Below are 15,192 nucleotides of genomic sequence, written 5' to 3' on the forward strand. Positions count from 1 at the left end.
TGGCAAGAGGAGTTGCCAAGTTTGGAACATAGGGGAGGAGAAAAAATGAAACTATTTCATCCAACACGCCGCCAGTTTCTGGCGGGTTCTGCGGCAATCGCCGCATCGGGCGTGACTGGCATCAGCCCGTCTTTCGCCGCTTCCACGGTTGACTGGAAGAAATATGCGGGCACCACGCTTGAGGTGAACCTTATCAAGAGCCCGCGCGGCGAAATCCTTCAGAAGCATCAGAAGGAATTCGAAGAGCTGACGGGCATCAAGGTTCATTCCGAACAGATGCCGGAACAGCAGCAGCGTCAGAAGGCCGTCATCGAGCTGACCTCCGGTCGTCCGAGCTTCGACGTCATTCACATCAGCTATCACGTTCAGAAGCGTCAGTTCGAAAAGGGCGGCTGGCTTGCCGATCTCAACCCGTTCCTGAAAGATCCGACGCTGACCGACGCTTCGCTGACCGAAAGCGATTTCGCAAGTGCTGGCCTGACCTTCGCCAAGGACGCCAATGGTCGCTTCGGTGCTCTGCCGTTCTCGGTCGATTACTGGATCATCTACTGGAACAAGGATCTGTTCGCCGCCAAGGGCATCGAATATCCGAAAACCTTCGAAGAACTGGTCAAGGCTGCGGAAGCGCTAACCGATCCGTCTTCGAACACCTACGGCTTTGTGGCCCGCGGCATGAAGAACGCCAATGTTCCGGTCTGGACAAGCCTGATGCTCGGCTATGGCCAGAGCGCGGTCGATGCCGACGGCAATCTGAAGACGGACTCGGCAGAAGCCATCGAAGCAGCCAAGCTCTATCAGCGCCTGATGACCAAAGCTGCACCTCCCGGTGTTGCCGGTTTCAACTGGGCGGAGTGCCAATCCAGCTTCCTTCAGGGCAAGGTCGGCATGTGGCTCGACGGTATCGGCTTTGCACCGCCGCTCGAAGATCCGAACAAGTCGCGCGTTGTCGGCAAGGTCGGCTATGGCGTTATTCCGGCTGGACCGAAGGCCCAGGCCGCACCGACGACCGGCGACGGTATCGGCGTGACCGAAGCGTCGACCAAGAAGGAAGCCGCTTATCTTTACTGCCAGTGGGCCATTTCGAAGGAAATGGGCGCACGTCTGCTGCAGACGGGTTCGGGCGTTCCGTTCCGCAAGTCGATCATCGACGATGCAGAAGTGCGCAAGGGCGTCACCATGCCGGAAGGCTGGGTCGAAGCCCTGTCTAAATCTGCACCGATCAGCCAGCTCTGCCTGCCGGTTATCGTCCCTGTCACGGAGTTCCGCGACATCATGGGCGTTGGCCTCACCAATCTCCTGAATGGTGCCGAAGCGGAAGCTGAAATGAAGCGCGCGACGGAAGAATTCCGTCCGGTCCTCGCACGGAGCGAAGGAAAATGACATCTGCCGCCCCGACAGGAGCAACAAAGAGCATGAATGGGGAGGCCGCCACAAAGGCGGCTTCCACGCCGAAAGCTGCTGGCAAGGCTGGCAAAAGCCATCTGAAACCGAGCTATTGGCCATTTGTGCTTCCCGCCTTGATCACCGTCGGGGCGGTGATCGTCTTCCCTTGGCTTTTCACTCTCTGGATGAGCGCCAATCAATGGCAGCTCGGCGGTGGCATCAGCTTTGTCGGCTTCGACAATTATATTCGTCTGGCAGGCGATGCTCGCTTCTGGGATTCCATGTGGCACACGGCTGTCTATACGGTCCTGTCTGTGGTGGCACCCATGGTGCTCGGCACGATTGCCGCTCTCATTTTCGACAGCAAGCTGCCGATGCGCGGGCTGTTACGCGGTATCTTCGTCATGCCGATGATGGCAACGCCGGTTGCTGTCGCGCTGGTCTGGACGATGATGTATCACCCGCAGCTCGGTGTGCTGAACTATGTCTTGTCGCTGGTCGGCATCGGCCCGCAGGAATGGATTTTCAATCAGAACACCGTTATTCCGTCGCTGGTCGCAGTCGAAACCTGGCAGTGGACGCCGCTGGTCATGCTGATTGTGCTCGGTGGCCTTGCCTCCATGCCGCGCGATCCGTTTGAAAGCGCTGAAATCGATGGCGCGAATGGCTGGCAGAAATTTCGCTACATCACGCTTCCGATGATCCTGCCTTTCATCATGGTTGCCGTCATCATCCGCTCGATCGATGCACTGAAAAGCTTCGATATCATCTTTGCGATGACGCAGGGCGGCCCGGGCACGGCATCGGAAACCATCAACATCTATCTCTATAACGTGGCGTTTTCCTATTACGACATCGGATATGCTTCGGCGATTGCCGTGGTGTTCTTCATCGTCATTATCGCCATGTCCATGATCCTGCTGGCCTTGCGTCAGCGGACCAAATGGAACGCTTGAGGACCGGCTAATGGCACGCAAGTCAATTCTGTCGAAGCTGGGCACTGCGCTTCTTGTTTTCGTCATCGTTTCGCCAGCACTTTTCTTCTTCATCTGGATGCTGTCGCTTTCGCTCAAATACGAAATCGACAATGGCGCTTATCCGCCGATCCTGATCCCGGAACGTTTCGCCTGGTCGAACTATACGCAGATTTTCGAAGCCAATGATTTTCTGCTGTATTTCTGGAACAGCCTTCTGGTGACCGGCATGGCGACGCTGCTCGCCCTTCTGGTCGGTGTTCCAGCGGGCTACGGCATTGCCCGACTTCGGGCGCATAAATCGGCGATTGTCATCATGATCGCCCGCATGACGCCGGGTCTGTCCTATCTGATCCCGCTGTTCCTTCTGTTCCAGACGCTGGGTCTTTTGGGCACGCTCTGGCCGCAGATCATCATCCATCTGGTCGTGACCGTACCTATCGTGATCTGGATCATGATCGGCTACTTCGAAACGACGCCGATGGAACTGGAAGAAGCGGCGATAATCGACGGTGCGTCCTCGTTGCAGGTGTTTCTCAAGGTGGCGCTGCCCATTGCCAAGCCCGGCATCGTGGTGTCGCTTATCCTTGCGGTGATCTTCTCGTGGAACAATTTCGTGTTCGGGATCGTGCTCGCAAGCCGCGAAACGCGCACATTGCCGGTCGCTGTCTACAACATGCTTTCCTTCGAACAGGTGAGCTGGGGTCCGCTTGCTGCCGCAGCACTTGTGGTCACGCTGCCTGTTTTGTTGCTTACCGTCTTCGCACAGCGCCAGATCGTTGCAGGTCTGACCGCAGGCGCCGTCAAATAAGAGTTGGGGTTCAAGATGGCATCTGTATCCATCCGTAATGCAGTCAAGAAATATGGCAATGTCGGCGTTCTGCACGGCGTGTCGGTCAGCATCGAGGACGGCGAGTTCGTCGTGCTCGTTGGCCCTTCCGGCTGCGGCAAGTCCACGCTTCTGCGCATGATCGCAGGGCTTGAGGAAATCAGCGATGGCGAGATCGCAATTGGCCCGCGTGTGGTCAACGACCTGCGCGCCAAGGAACGTGATATAGCCATGGTGTTCCAGAACTATGCGCTTTATCCGCATATGACGGTCGCCGACAATATGGGCTTCGCGCTCATGCTCAAGAACGCGCCGAAGGAAGAGCGTGAAAACCGTGTTGCGCGCGCGGCTGAAATTCTCGGCCTCAACAAGCTGCTCGACCGTTTTCCACGCCAGCTTTCCGGCGGTCAGCGCCAGCGCGTCGCCATGGGCCGCGCCCTTGTGCGCGATCCGCAGGTTTTCCTGTTCGACGAACCGCTCTCCAACCTTGATGCCAAGCTGCGCGTGCAGATGCGCGGCGAGATCAAGGGTCTGCATCAGCGGCTGAAGACCACGACAATCTACGTGACTCACGACCAGATCGAAGCCATGACCATGGCCGACAAGATCGTGGTGATGCGCGATGGCCTCGTGGAGCAGATCGGCGCGCCGCTTGATCTTTATGATCGCCCGGCCAACATGTTCGTTGCAGGCTTTATCGGCTCGCCATCGATGAACTTCATCAATGGCAAGATCGAGGAAGGTTCGTTTGTGGCCGATGGCGGCTTCCGCCTGTCACTTCCGCAGGGTGATTATGCGAGCCTTTCGGCTAAAGCCGTCTATGGCGTGCGCCCCGAGCATATGAAGATAGCCGAAGGCGGCGTTCCGGTTACGGCTGAGATCGTAGAGCCGACGGGCTCGGAAATCATGGTCATGGGCAAGCTCGGCACGCAGCCGATCACCTGCCTGTTCCGCGAGCGCCTGACTGTGCGTCCGGGCGACGTGCTGCCAATTGCCATCGATCCGGCGACGAGCCACATCTTCGAACCGGAAAAGGGGATGCGCGTCAGCGCCTGACCCACACGATACGGATTATCTCAAAGAGCGGTTTTGGCAGCTATGCCGAAGCCGCTCTTTGTTTTTGTTCGGGCATTTTTCTGGTATTTCCTTTTAACGCCGAATTGCACTAACACTTTCTCTGAAATTCAGGAATGTGGAGGGCTTTATGCAGCCAATCTGGGCCGTAGGTCTGATGACCGGCACCGTTCTCGATGGAAATATTGACGTCGCGCTTTTGAAAACCGATGGCGAAACGGTCGATATATTCGGTACTTACGCGCTGAAGCCTTATCCGGACGGTATTCTGAAGCTGTTGCAGCAAGCGCAGGCCGAAGCCCGCGTCTGGAATTTTGAAGGCCCGGAACCAGCGATTTTTGCCGAAGCGGAAGATGCCCTGACCCGCGCACAATCTGCTGCCGTGCGTGAGCTGGTGGAAGAAAGCGGTCTGATCATGGCCGACATCGGCGTGGTCGGCTTTCATGGCCAGACTGTGCTGCACCGTGCGCCGCAGCCGGGACGGCTTGGCGATACGCGCCAGCTTGGCGATGGTGCGCTGATGAGCGAGTTGCTTGGCACCAGGGTGGTCTATGATTTCCGAACTGCCGATATCCGTGCAGGCGGGCAGGGCGCGCCGCTGGCTGCAATCTATCATGCGGCTCTGCTGCGCAGTGCCGATTCCAGTGGCGATACGGCCATTCTCAATCTCGGCGGTGTTGGCAATATTACATGGTGGGACGGAGGCGAAACGCTGGTCGCCTTTGATACCGGCCCGGCCAATGCGCCGATCAATGATTTCATGAAAGCGCGTGGCCTGGGCGAGATGGACCGCGACGGCGCACTTGCCGCGCGCGGCCATGTGGACGAAGCGCGTCTCGCCAAACTGCTTGAGCATCCCTATATGACTGCGCCTTTTCCAAAATCGCTCGACCGGTTTGATTTTACCGCCGCTATGGCAGACGATCTCAGCGACGAGGATGGCGCGGCGACGCTCACGGCCTTCACAACGTCGGCTGTGGCAAAGGCGCTGGATATACTGCCGCATCGACCGAAGCGGCTGGCCGTGTCCGGTGGCGGTCGTCACAACCCGACGATGATGCGGATTCTGGTCGAACGTGCGGGTGTCGACCTTGTGCCAGTCGAGACCTTGGGTTGGCGTGGCGATGCCGTCGAGGCGGAGTGCTTTGCCTTTCTCGCTGTGCGCGCATTGCGCGGCCTGCCGATCAGCTTTCCAAGCACAACGGGCGTGCCAGCGCCGATGACAGGCGGAACGATTGCAGACTGAAAAATCTGGGAAAGGGAAATCTGGATAGCAAAACGCCCGCAGCAATTTGGGAGGAGGAGAAGTTGCTGCGGGCGGATTGGTAAAGCGCGATTGGGAGGAGGAGTATCGCGCTTCAGGTTCGGTTTTTGGGAGGAGGAGTAAAACCGAACAACTGCAAAATAGAGCCGTGGGCCGATCGGCACAATGACCGATCCTGCAACCGAGATATGCGTATTTTGCAAGGCCCTAAAACTAAACCGCCCCAGCCGCGAATAAACGCGCTAGGGCGGTGAATCTCCGCCAAAGCCCCCAATGGCGAGACGCAAGATCAATAGCATGAGTCGCGCTCGGGTAAACGTTGTCAAGAGCAGTTCATCGCAGAAAGACGCGCACTATGTCAAAACGGCAACAATGTGGCGGCGTTCAGTGCATTTTTTGGGTGTCCAGTCTGGGGAGCGTGGCCAGAACCTCCGGCAATTTCCGCACCTCACATGCCGCGCTGAAATACCAACCCTGCAAATGATCGCATTTCATGTCGCTCAAAAGGTCGATCTGCTCAATGGTTTCGACGCCTTCGGCAGTCACGGTCTTGCCGAGACTATGGGCGATCTGAATGACGCCGCGCACGATGGCGCGATCTTCCGGCGATGCGGCGATATTGGCAACGAAGCTGCGGTCGATCTTCAGGCGGTCGATGGGCAGGCGGCGCAAATGCGTCAGCGAGGCGAAGCCGGTTCCAAAGTCGTCAAGGGCGACTTCGACGCCCGCCGTATGAAGCCGTTTGAGCCCTTGTTCCACACGCTTCTGCGCCAGACCAAGCAACATGCCTTCCGTCATCTCTGCGCTGAACCTCTCTGGTCCCATCCCGGTTTCGGCGCATAGTTCAAAGAAGCGGTCGAGGAAGATGTCCGAACGGAAATCGGAATTGGTCAGGTTCATCGCAATACGGTGCAAAGGCGCTTCAGCATTGACCAATGATTGAACATCCGCAAAAATCCGCTCCAGCATGAACATACCGAGCGCTGCGCGGATGGCCGGATCTTCGAAGCCTTCTCCGAAATAGGCTGGCGTCAGCAGTCCCCGTTCGGGATGGCGCCAGCGCATCAGCGCTTCCAGCGAAAACGCCTGCCCGGAGATCAGTGGGATGATCGGCTGATAATGCAGCTCGAATTCGCCGTGCTCCAACCCGCCCTCGATTTCTTCGTAGAGTGCGGATTTTCGCCGGGCAACTTCACGCAGTTGCGGCTGAAAAACCTCGACGCGGTCGCGACCCAGCGCCTTGGCCTTGTAGAGCGCGAGATCTGCGGCCTTGAACAGATTGCCGACATCCTTGCCATCGCGCGGAAATCTGGCAATGCCGAAGCTCGATGATATGCGCCGTGGGGTCGAGCCGATCACCATGGGCTGGCGAATGGCTTCCAGAATTTCTTCAAACAGCATGTCGGCTTCGCAATCTGTCGCACCGACAAGGATAAGGCTGAATTCATCGCCGCCCATGCGTGACATGAACAGCTGGCTGTCTTCGAACGAGCGCAGGCGCTTGCCGATATTCTGAAGCAGAACGTCGCCTGCATGATGCCCGAATGTGTCGTTGACCTCTTTGAAGGAGTCCACGTCGAGCAGCGCCAGATGAAATATTCCATTGGAGCGCTCGTGGTCCCGCACCTGCATCTCCAGAAATTCCTGGAAACGGCGGCGGTTCGGCAGTCCGGTCAGCGGGTCGAGATTGGCAAGCTGGTCGAGATGTTCCTTGCTGGTCCGCAAGGCGCTTTCCAGCTCCTTACGCTCAGAAATATCGAACCGAATGGCAGTGTAGCTATCCACTTTGCCGGCGGGCGACAGATGCGGAACGATGGTCGTATCCACCCAGTAACGCGAACCATCCTTGCGACGGTTGCAGATCTCGCCGTGCCAGATCTTGCCATGCGCGATATCGCGATACATGTCGCGAAAGAAATCCTTGTTATGGATACCCGAATGCAAGATGCGATGGTTGGCGCCGATCAACTCGCGGGCAGTATAGCCGCTGATCTCGCAGAACTTGCGATTGACATAGGTAATCGTGCCGCGAACATCTGTGTGGGCGACGATGGCAGCGCTGTCGAGCGCATAGCGTATGAAGTCGTCTTCAAGATCGGGCTGCAAAGGCTTTTGCAGCTTCCGCGCAATCTCTTCAACAGCGTCAGTAAAAGACGATGCCTGTTGTTCCAGAGCGTGCTTCTTTTCCGGCGCCGCTTTTTTCTCGGTCATGCGGTATGTCTCAGCATGGGGGATGTTGCTGCTTAATCATATCAAATTAAGTCCGTATTTTCCAGAATAGAGTATTATTGTTTAGAAATGTATAATCATAAGAAGATCTTAAATTACTCGAGTATCATAGATATATTTAAGTTCAGTTTCAACCTACGGTAATCGATTGTATTTTCTGGTTGCTTCTATGTATGGTTGTTTAATTCGCTGTCATTGCAATGCGCCTATCTCCGCAAACGTTCGACAATACGGGCTCTGTTGATGGCCATTGCTTCGTTGGAAGGCTCCCAATCGCAACACCATTCTGGCGGAATGTCGATCAGCAATTCATGGGTTGCAGTGAATTGGGGTGTGTAGCCTCGGGCCTGCATTTCGGCCACGAGAGATGCCTGACGCTTCGCCAGAAAACTGAGGCGGGTATAGAAAAACCGGACGTGACCCGTTCCAAGTGTATAGGCGCGCGGGTTTCTCCGATCTGCGGTCGTCTCGCCCCGCTGGATTGCCGCTTTCACAAGAGCGAAAACACGTGGCAACTCCCGGTACTCTGCAACGAGATGCGGCCCGGTCAGCTCCGACGGAGGGATGCAGTTAATACGTGTCAATTCTCAAAATCCGCTCGCCCTGAGATTGAATTTGAGATTCGAATAAGCGAAGTCGACCTGATGCTCAAGCTAATTTAGCTAGTAATAAGATTAATCGGGCCGGCAATGCACAACAAGATAAGCTCTTGAGAATAAATGGAAATGGCGGCAAAGCTGCCGCCATCCCAAATCGGTTATAGGCTCTGTAATCGCTCAATGCGCAATCATGATATGGCGCACGGCGGTATAGTCCTCCAGCGCATAGATCGACATGTCCTTGCCATAGCCGGATTGTTTCAATCCGCCATGCGGCATTTCATTGGTCAGCATGAAATGGGTGTTGATCCAGGTGCAGCCATATTGCAGGCGGGCTGCGGCTTGCATGCCCTTGCTGACATCCTTGGTCCAGACCGATGAGGCGAGGCCGTAATCGCTGTCGTTTGCCCATCGCACGGCTTCATCGACATCGCTGAAGCGCGTGACCGAGACAACCGGACCGAAGACTTCGCGGCGCACGATTTCATCGTCCTGTGTTGCACCGGCAATAACCGTCGGTTCAAAGAAGAAGCCGTTGGCCCCGGCTGTTTTTCCGCCCGTGGTTATCTCGATATGCTTATGTTCGCGGGCGCGGGCGACAAAACTCTCAACACGATCACGCTGACGGCGGGAGATGAGCGGTCCGATCTCGTTCTGGCTGTCGTCTTCCAGATTGTAGCGGATGCTGGAAACGGCGGAGGACAGATCCGCGACGAAACGGTCGTAGATGCGTGCATCGGCATAGATGCGGCAGGCAGCGGTGCAATCCTGTCCGGCATTGTAATAGCCGAAAGTGCGAATACCGTTGACGACGGCTTCTATGTCCGCATCGTCGAAGACGAGGACAGGCGCCTTGCCGCCAAGTTCCAGATGAGTGCGTTTCACGCTTTTGGCCGCCGCCTGCAAGACCTTCTTGCCGGTTGCGACATCGCCGGTGATCGACACCATGTCGATACGCGGATGATTGATCAGTGCGTTGCCGACGGTTTCGCCTCGTCCCAGCACGATATTGACGACGCCCTCGGGCAGAATATCTGCCAGCAGCTTGGCCATTTTCAGCGCAGTCAGCGGTGTCTGTTCGGATGGCTTGAAAACCACCGTATTGCCGCCCGCAATGGCTGGCGCGAGTTTCCATGCCATCATCATCAACGGATAGTTCCACGGAGCGATGGAGCCGATAATACCGACCGGATCGCGGCGGATCATCGATGTGTGGTTCGGAAGATATTCGGCGGCAATCGGCCCATGAAGATTGCGCACTGCGCCAGCAAAGAAGCGATAGCAATCGACGATGGCCGGAATTTCATCATTGATGACGGCATTGATCGGTTTGCCGCAATTGAGCGCCTCCAGCGTGGCAAAGGCTTCCGCATCCCGCTCGATGGCATCCGCAATCTTCAGAAGATAGTTGGAGCGCTCGCCCGGTGTGGTGCGCGACCAGGTTTTGAATGCCTTGTCGGCAGCGGCCACGGCAGCGTCGATCTGGCCGAGCGAAGCTTCCGGCAGCTTGATAACGGTCTCGCCGGTCTTGGGATTGAGGACGTTTTCCTCGACCTCTGTGCCAGCTTCAAAGCGTGAGCCAATCAGCATTTCGGTGTTCATGTCGTTCTCCCTTTTTTCATTTCCCGTGACCGGCGACCTGATCGCCATCGCGGGTGAGATAGTAGGCGGCGAGGATGGGCAGGAAGGTCACCAGCACCACAACCATGGCCACCACATTGGTGACGGGGCGTTGGCGTGGCCGGATCAGTTCCTGAAGCATCCAGATCGGCAGGGTCATCTGCTGGCCGCCGGTAAATGTGGTGACGATCACCTCGTCAAAAGACAGTGCGAAAGCGAGCATCCCGCCTGCAAGCAATGCGGTCCCGATATTGGGCAGGATCACATAGCGGAAGGTCTGGAACCCGTTTGCACCAAGGTCCATCGAGGCTTCGATCAGCGAACCCGAGGTGCGCCGGAAGCGGGCCACAGCATTGTTGTAGACGACCACCACGCAGAAGGTCGCGTGACCGAGCACGATGGTCCACATCGAAAACGGAATGTCGAACAGTGAGAAAGCCGAGCGCAGGGCGATGCCGGTGACAACGCCGGGCAAAGCGATGGGCAGGATGACCAGCAGTGAAATGCTTTCCCGTCCGAAGAAGTGGGTTCGGCTGACGGCAGCGGCACACAGCGTTCCGAGCACGAGCGCGATCATGGTCGCAATCATGGCGACCTGTACGGAGAGCGCAAGCGACGACCACACATCGGCCCGGTTCCATGTCACGGCGAACCATTGCAGCGTGAAACCCGGCGGCGGCCATTGATAGCTCTTCTCTTCCGTCGTGAAGGCATAGACGAAGATCAGCAGGATCGGCAGATGCAGGAAGGCGAGGCCCAGTCCGGCAGCAAGCTTCAATCCGAAAGAAGCGCGGTTGTTACGATCAGAGCGCATCGAAAGCCCCCTGTTTCTTGGCGATCCAGAGATAGATGGCCATGATGACGATCGGCACGACGGAGAAGGCGGCAGCAAGCGGCACATTGCCTGCCGTTCCCTGCTGGGTATAGACAGCCTGCCCGATGAACAAGCGCGACGAGCCGATGATCTGCGGAATGATGTAATCACCGAGTGTCAGCGAAAAGGTGAAGATCGATCCGGCGATGATACCCGGCATGGCGAGCGGCATCAGCACGGTTCGGAAAGTCTGGGCAGGCGTTGCGCCGAGGTCGGACGAGGCTTCCACCAGATTGCCCGGCACGCGCTCCAGCGCGGCTTGCGTTGGCAGGATCATATAGGGCAGCCAGATGTAGACGAAGACGATGAAGGTGCCGAGATAGCTGACTGACAGGGAGTTGCCGCCGACGATTGGCAGGGACAGAACGCCGTCGAGCAGCCAGGACAGATGCAATTTCGCGAAGATCCAGGTCAGGATGCCTTCCTTTGCGAGGATCAGCTTCCATGCATAGACCTTGACCAGATAGCTCGACCAGAGTGGCAGCATGATGCCGAGATAGAACAACGCTTTCCAGCGGCCGCGTGCATAGCGGGCGGCGTAATAGGCGATGGGGAAGGCGACGAAAGCAGAGGCAATTGTCACCAGCGCGGCCATTGATACGGTGCGGATGATGATGTCGAGATTGGCGGAGTTTAAGAGCTGTGCATAGGTCGCGAGCGTGAAATTATAGTCGATCAGCCCGGAGAAATCGTCGACCGAGAAGAAGCTCTGCAAGAGCAGCGCGATCAGCGAGCCGATATAGATGATGCCAAGCCACAAAAGCGGCGGCGTAAGCATGAGAAACAGAAGCAATCCCGGACGACGCCAAAACAGGTCGGAGAGGCGACCGAGTATCCCGCCGCGCTGCGGCATGATGGAGGCCGGATTTGCCCCGGGGTTTGCTCCCGAGTTTCCGAGTGTGGAAGCCTGCGCGCCGCTCATGCTGCCTGATCCATGTAATGAACGTCACCCGGATTCCAGACGATGCGGATATCGGAACCGGTCTCGGGAACGCTTGCGCCAGCGGGCAGCATGACATGCAGTCTGGCGCCTTCGGCTTCAACACCGAGACGCGTGGCGGAGCCGAGGAAGCTGGTAGTTTCGATCCGCGCTGCGATGCCGTGCTTGTCGCCCTTGTCTGCGAGGCGAATGGATTCCGGTCGAAGGCTGGCCCAGCGCCGTTCACCGCCAAACGCGGCCATGATTTCTGGCGCGACCACATTGGAAGAGCCGACGAAATCCGCAACGAAGCGGGTTTGGGGGCGATTATAGATTTCCTGCGGTGTTCCGGCCTGAACGATGCGGCCATTGTTGAAGACCGCGATGCGGTCAGCCATGGAAAGCGCTTCGCCCTGATCGTGCGTCACGAAAACGAAGGTGATGCCCAACGCCTTTTGCAGGCTCTTCAGCTCTTCCTGCATCTGCTCGCGCAGTTTGAGGTCGAGCGCGCCGAGCGGCTCATCAAGCAGCAGCACTTTCGGCTTGTTGACGAGCGCGCGCGCCAGTGCAACGCGCTGCCGCTGCCCGCCGGAAAGCTGGCTCGGCTTGCGGCCGCCATAGCCGGGGAGCTTGACCAGTTCCAGCATCTCTTCGGCGGCGCGGTGACGCTCGGCCTTGCCAGCGCCGCGCACCATCAGCCCATAGGCCACATTGTCCAGAATACTGAGATGCGGAAACAGCGCGTAATCCTGAAACACCGTGTTGACGTTGCGCCGATAGGGCGGCACGCCGCCAGCGCTTTCGCCAAAGATCTCTATTCTGCCATCGGTGAGCTGTTCGAAACCCGCGATCAACCGCAGGCAGGTCGTCTTGCCGGAACCGGAAGGGCCGAGCATGGCAAAGAACTCGCCGGACGCGATGGTCAGGTTAACGTGATCGACGGCCCGGACTTCGCCGAAGTGCCGGCTCACATTTTCAAAACGAACTGCTGCTGTCATGGTTCTACCCATCATGGAGAGCGCCAGCATCTGTTTGGCGTGCGGGCGCGTCTGTCCGTTCCCTTCCTTCAGCTGAAGGAAGGGCAATCTTCGTGCTTGCGATAATCGATGTCAGCGACCGCCAATGACGCCGATATAATCCGACACCCAGCGATGATAGGGCACGCATTCGCCCTGGCTTTGGCATTTGGCAGTCGGTGTGCGCCAGAAGCTGATCTTCGCAAAATTGTCGTAGCCGTTGGTCGCGCAGCCTTCGTCGGTCATGAGCGCATTGCCCTTACAGGCTGCCGGAATGGACGGTACGGCACCGAACCATGCCGCAGCATCGCCTTGCACTTTCGGCTTTAGCGAATGTTCGAACCACTTATAGGCGCAATTGGGGTGCTCGCTATCCACATGCAGCATGGTGGTGTCCGCCCAGCCAGTTGCACCTTCCTCCGGGAAGGTCGAGCCGACCTTGGCGTTTTCAGACTTCAGCAGATTGACCTGGAACGGCCAGGAACCGGAAGCCACGACGCCTTCATTCTTGAAGTCATCTATCTGGATCATGGCGTCATGCCAGTAACGGCTGACGAGCTTGCGCTGCCCGCGCAGGAGATCGAGCGCCGCCTTGTACTGGTCTTCGTTGAGTTCGTAGGGGTTCTTGATGCCAAGTTCCGGCTTGTGCTTCATGAGATAAAGCGCTGCATCGGCGATATAAATCGGCCCGTCATAGGCCTGTACGCGGCCCTTGTTGGACTTGCCGTCCGGCAAGGTCTGTTCTTCGAACACCACGTTCCAGCTCTTCGGCGCTTCACCCTTGAACACGTCGGTGTTGTACATTAGCACGTTCGGGCCCCAGAGATAGGGCACACCGTAATGCACGTCCTTCACGGTGAACCACGGCGCATTCTGCAGCCGTTCGTCCACGGTTTTCCAGCTTGGAATGAGGTCGGTATTGATGGGCTGCACGCGCTTGCCTGCAACAAGACGAAGCGAGGCGTCGCCTGAAGCGGTGACGAGGTCGAAGCCACCTTCATTCATAAGCGCCACCATTTCGTCGGAGGTGGCGGCGGTCTTCACGCTGACCTTGCAGCCGGTTTCTTTCTCGAAATCCGTGACCCAGTCGTAATTCTTGTCGGTTTCACCGCGTTCGATATAGCCCGCCCAGGCCACGATGCTCAGCGCGCCTTCACCGTCGCCAATCGCTGTCAGCGGTTCGGCGGCAATGGCCTGCGTGGCAAAGCTCGCGACGGCCATCAAAGCGGTACAGGATTGCAGAAATTTTCTCATCGACCACTCCCGTTTTATTCACATTCAGTGATTTTGTTCCCGGAGCGGATGGTGTGCTTAAACCCTGCCTTTCGCAAATTCATTTATCGGAAAGCTGGTATCGTTTTTTCCGATATCGGGGTTTACCTTAGTCTTCCAGAACGGGCAGCCTCAGCAATGCCGATAAAGTCCCTTGCAGACTGGGGCAGGCTCGATCCCTTGCGCCAGGCCATGCCGATCTGCACGACGGGCAGAGATCCCGAAACATCGCGGCTTTCGATCCGGTCGCCTTCCAGCGACCAAGGGCGATAGACGAGATCGGGGAGGAGGGCTATGCCCGCGCCCGTAGCGACCAAACTGCGGACAGCTTCTACCGAACGCGTGCGGAAGGCCACATGCGGGCGCGCACCGAGAGCGGCCAGAAGTTTGCCGGTGTTTTCCTCGATTTCATCCACGGTCAGCATGATCAATGGTTCTTTCGCGATGTCGCTCACTGATATGCTGTCAATTGAGACGAGCTCATGGCCAAGCGGCAACCACAGCCGGTAAGGCGAGGTTTCGAGGATTTCCGCGTGCAGCGCCATGCGGTCGCGCAGGTTGGAAATCACCATCACCGCAACGTCCAATTCACCGCCAACCAGCAAATGTTCCAGATAGGAGCCGTTGTCTTCGATGGCGCTGATTTCGACGCCGGGAAAGGCACGACGATAGCGGGCGAGCAATTCCGACAGGACGTAACCGGCGACCAAGGATGTCACGCCCAGATTGAGCTTGCCCTTTTCCTGAATGCGCTGGTCGGCAAAGGAGCGACGGGCATCCGATACGCCAGTCAGAATTTTGGTGGCATGGCGCAGGAACTGGTGGCCGTTATGCGTGACTGTCAGCCCACGGGGATGACGCTCGAAAAGCTCGACATTCAGGTCGGTTTCCAGCTCCTTGATCGCCTCTGTGACCGAGGATTGCGAAATAGACAGCTTTTGCGCCGCACGGGTAACGGACCCTTGCTCCGCAACTGCAACGAAATACTGTAACTGCCTTAATGTAAACGCCATTTAGGCAGTTAACCGTGGCCAGCAAAGGATTGCAAGAGCGGTGGATAGGAACTAAAAGCGGATGATCTGGTCAGCGTTGTATGCTAGTTTTGCAACACTGATGGATGAATAGCTAAAATAAAAATA

At 57.2% G+C, this 15,192-nt stretch carries 13 protein-coding genes; 5 read left to right on the forward strand and 8 right to left on the reverse strand.

Annotated elements, in window-relative coordinates; translation table 11 throughout:
• Window positions 1–45 precede the first annotated feature (45 nt).
• From FHW03_RS05325 to FHW03_RS05345, 5 genes are all read left to right on the forward strand, one after another.
• Window positions 46–1,380 (forward strand): ABC transporter substrate-binding protein, encoded by a 1,335-nt coding sequence (locus FHW03_RS05325; RefSeq protein WP_138783623.1) that lies wholly within the window; start codon window positions 46–48, stop codon window positions 1,378–1,380.
• Complete coding sequence (locus tag FHW03_RS05330; RefSeq protein WP_182519676.1) at window positions 1,377–2,339, forward strand: carbohydrate ABC transporter permease; 963 nt, start codon at window positions 1,377–1,379, stop codon at window positions 2,337–2,339. The genes FHW03_RS05325 and FHW03_RS05330 overlap by 4 nt, the downstream gene beginning before the upstream one ends.
• Window positions 2,340–2,349: 10 nt before the next feature.
• Complete coding sequence (locus FHW03_RS05335; RefSeq protein WP_182519677.1) at window positions 2,350–3,168, forward strand: carbohydrate ABC transporter permease; 819 nt, start codon at window positions 2,350–2,352, stop codon at window positions 3,166–3,168.
• A gap of 15 nt (window positions 3,169–3,183) precedes the next feature.
• A complete protein-coding gene (locus FHW03_RS05340; protein WP_182519678.1) occupies window positions 3,184–4,242 on the forward strand; it encodes a sn-glycerol-3-phosphate ABC transporter ATP-binding protein UgpC in 1,059 nt (352 codons plus the stop codon).
• A 148-nt stretch (window positions 4,243–4,390) separates the two neighbouring features.
• Complete coding sequence (locus tag FHW03_RS05345) at window positions 4,391–5,506, forward strand: anhydro-N-acetylmuramic acid kinase (protein ID WP_182519679.1); 1,116 nt, start codon at window positions 4,391–4,393, stop codon at window positions 5,504–5,506.
• Window positions 5,507–5,908: 402 nt separating this feature from the next.
• On the opposite strand, the gene FHW03_RS05350 is transcribed toward FHW03_RS05345, so the two are convergent.
• The 8 genes from FHW03_RS05350 to FHW03_RS05385 all read right to left on the reverse strand — a co-directional run bounded on the left by FHW03_RS05350 (window position 5,909) and on the right by FHW03_RS05385 (window position 15,066).
• The gene (locus tag FHW03_RS05350) at window positions 5,909–7,735 is read right to left on the reverse strand and encodes an EAL domain-containing protein (protein WP_182519680.1); all 1,827 of its coding nucleotides are present in this window, start codon (window positions 7,733–7,735) and stop codon (window positions 5,909–5,911) included.
• A 224-nt stretch (window positions 7,736–7,959) separates the two neighbouring features.
• Window positions 7,960–8,337, reverse strand: a complete 378-nt coding sequence (locus FHW03_RS05355; protein ID WP_182519681.1) for a pyrimidine dimer DNA glycosylase/endonuclease V — start codon at window positions 8,335–8,337, stop codon at window positions 7,960–7,962.
• Window positions 8,338–8,529: 192 nt separating this feature from the next.
• Window positions 8,530–9,954 (reverse strand): gamma-aminobutyraldehyde dehydrogenase, encoded by a 1,425-nt coding sequence (locus FHW03_RS05360; protein ID WP_182519682.1) that lies wholly within the window; start codon window positions 9,952–9,954, stop codon window positions 8,530–8,532.
• A 16-nt stretch (window positions 9,955–9,970) separates the two neighbouring features.
• The gene (locus FHW03_RS05365) at window positions 9,971–10,786 is read right to left on the reverse strand and encodes an ABC transporter permease (RefSeq protein WP_182519683.1); all 816 of its coding nucleotides are present in this window, start codon (window positions 10,784–10,786) and stop codon (window positions 9,971–9,973) included.
• Window positions 10,776–11,699, reverse strand: coding sequence for an ABC transporter permease (locus tag FHW03_RS05370; RefSeq protein ID WP_182520060.1), 924 nt, complete (start codon window positions 11,697–11,699; stop codon window positions 10,776–10,778). Before FHW03_RS05370 ends, FHW03_RS05365 begins: the two co-directional genes overlap by 11 nt.
• Before the next feature lie 65 nt (window positions 11,700–11,764).
• The gene (locus FHW03_RS05375) at window positions 11,765–12,763 is read right to left on the reverse strand and encodes an ABC transporter ATP-binding protein (RefSeq protein WP_182519684.1); all 999 of its coding nucleotides are present in this window, start codon (window positions 12,761–12,763) and stop codon (window positions 11,765–11,767) included.
• 111 nt (window positions 12,764–12,874) lie between these two features.
• Window positions 12,875–14,035: an ABC transporter substrate-binding protein gene (locus FHW03_RS05380; RefSeq protein WP_182519685.1), complete on the reverse strand. Its 1,161-nt coding sequence runs from the start codon at window positions 14,033–14,035 to the stop codon at window positions 12,875–12,877.
• A gap of 122 nt (window positions 14,036–14,157) precedes the next feature.
• Window positions 14,158–15,066, reverse strand: a complete 909-nt coding sequence (locus FHW03_RS05385) for a LysR family transcriptional regulator (protein WP_182519686.1) — start codon at window positions 15,064–15,066, stop codon at window positions 14,158–14,160.
• Between the last annotated feature and the right edge of the window lie 126 nt (window positions 15,067–15,192).

Source organism: Ochrobactrum sp. RH2CCR150 (genome assembly GCA_014138095.1).
Taxonomy (GTDB): domain Bacteria; phylum Pseudomonadota; class Alphaproteobacteria; order Rhizobiales; family Rhizobiaceae; genus Brucella; species Brucella gambitense.

Coding starts and splice junctions, on each gene's coding strand:
- FHW03_RS05335 (WP_182519677.1), top strand. CDS start 2,350: ATGGCACGCAAGTCAATTCTGTCGAAGCTGGGCACTGCGCTTCTTGTT.
- FHW03_RS05370 (WP_182520060.1), bottom strand. CDS start 11,699: ATGCCGCAGCGCGGCGGGATACTCGGTCGCCTCTCCGACCTGTTTTGG.
- FHW03_RS05340 (WP_182519678.1), top strand. CDS start 3,184: ATGGCATCTGTATCCATCCGTAATGCAGTCAAGAAATATGGCAATGTC.
- FHW03_RS05380 (WP_182519685.1), bottom strand. CDS start 14,035: ATGAGAAAATTTCTGCAATCCTGTACCGCTTTGATGGCCGTCGCGAGC.
- FHW03_RS05350 (WP_182519680.1), bottom strand. CDS start 7,735: ATGACCGAGAAAAAAGCGGCGCCGGAAAAGAAGCACGCTCTGGAACAA.
- FHW03_RS05385 (WP_182519686.1), bottom strand. CDS start 15,066: ATGGCGTTTACATTAAGGCAGTTACAGTATTTCGTTGCAGTTGCGGAG.
- FHW03_RS05330 (WP_182519676.1), top strand. CDS start 1,377: ATGACATCTGCCGCCCCGACAGGAGCAACAAAGAGCATGAATGGGGAG.
- FHW03_RS05345 (WP_182519679.1), top strand. CDS start 4,391: ATGCAGCCAATCTGGGCCGTAGGTCTGATGACCGGCACCGTTCTCGAT.
- FHW03_RS05375 (WP_182519684.1), bottom strand. CDS start 12,763: ATGACAGCAGCAGTTCGTTTTGAAAATGTGAGCCGGCACTTCGGCGAA.
- FHW03_RS05325 (WP_138783623.1), top strand. CDS start 46: ATGAAACTATTTCATCCAACACGCCGCCAGTTTCTGGCGGGTTCTGCG.
- FHW03_RS05365 (WP_182519683.1), bottom strand. CDS start 10,786: ATGCGCTCTGATCGTAACAACCGCGCTTCTTTCGGATTGAAGCTTGCT.
- FHW03_RS05360 (WP_182519682.1), bottom strand. CDS start 9,954: ATGAACACCGAAATGCTGATTGGCTCACGCTTTGAAGCTGGCACAGAG.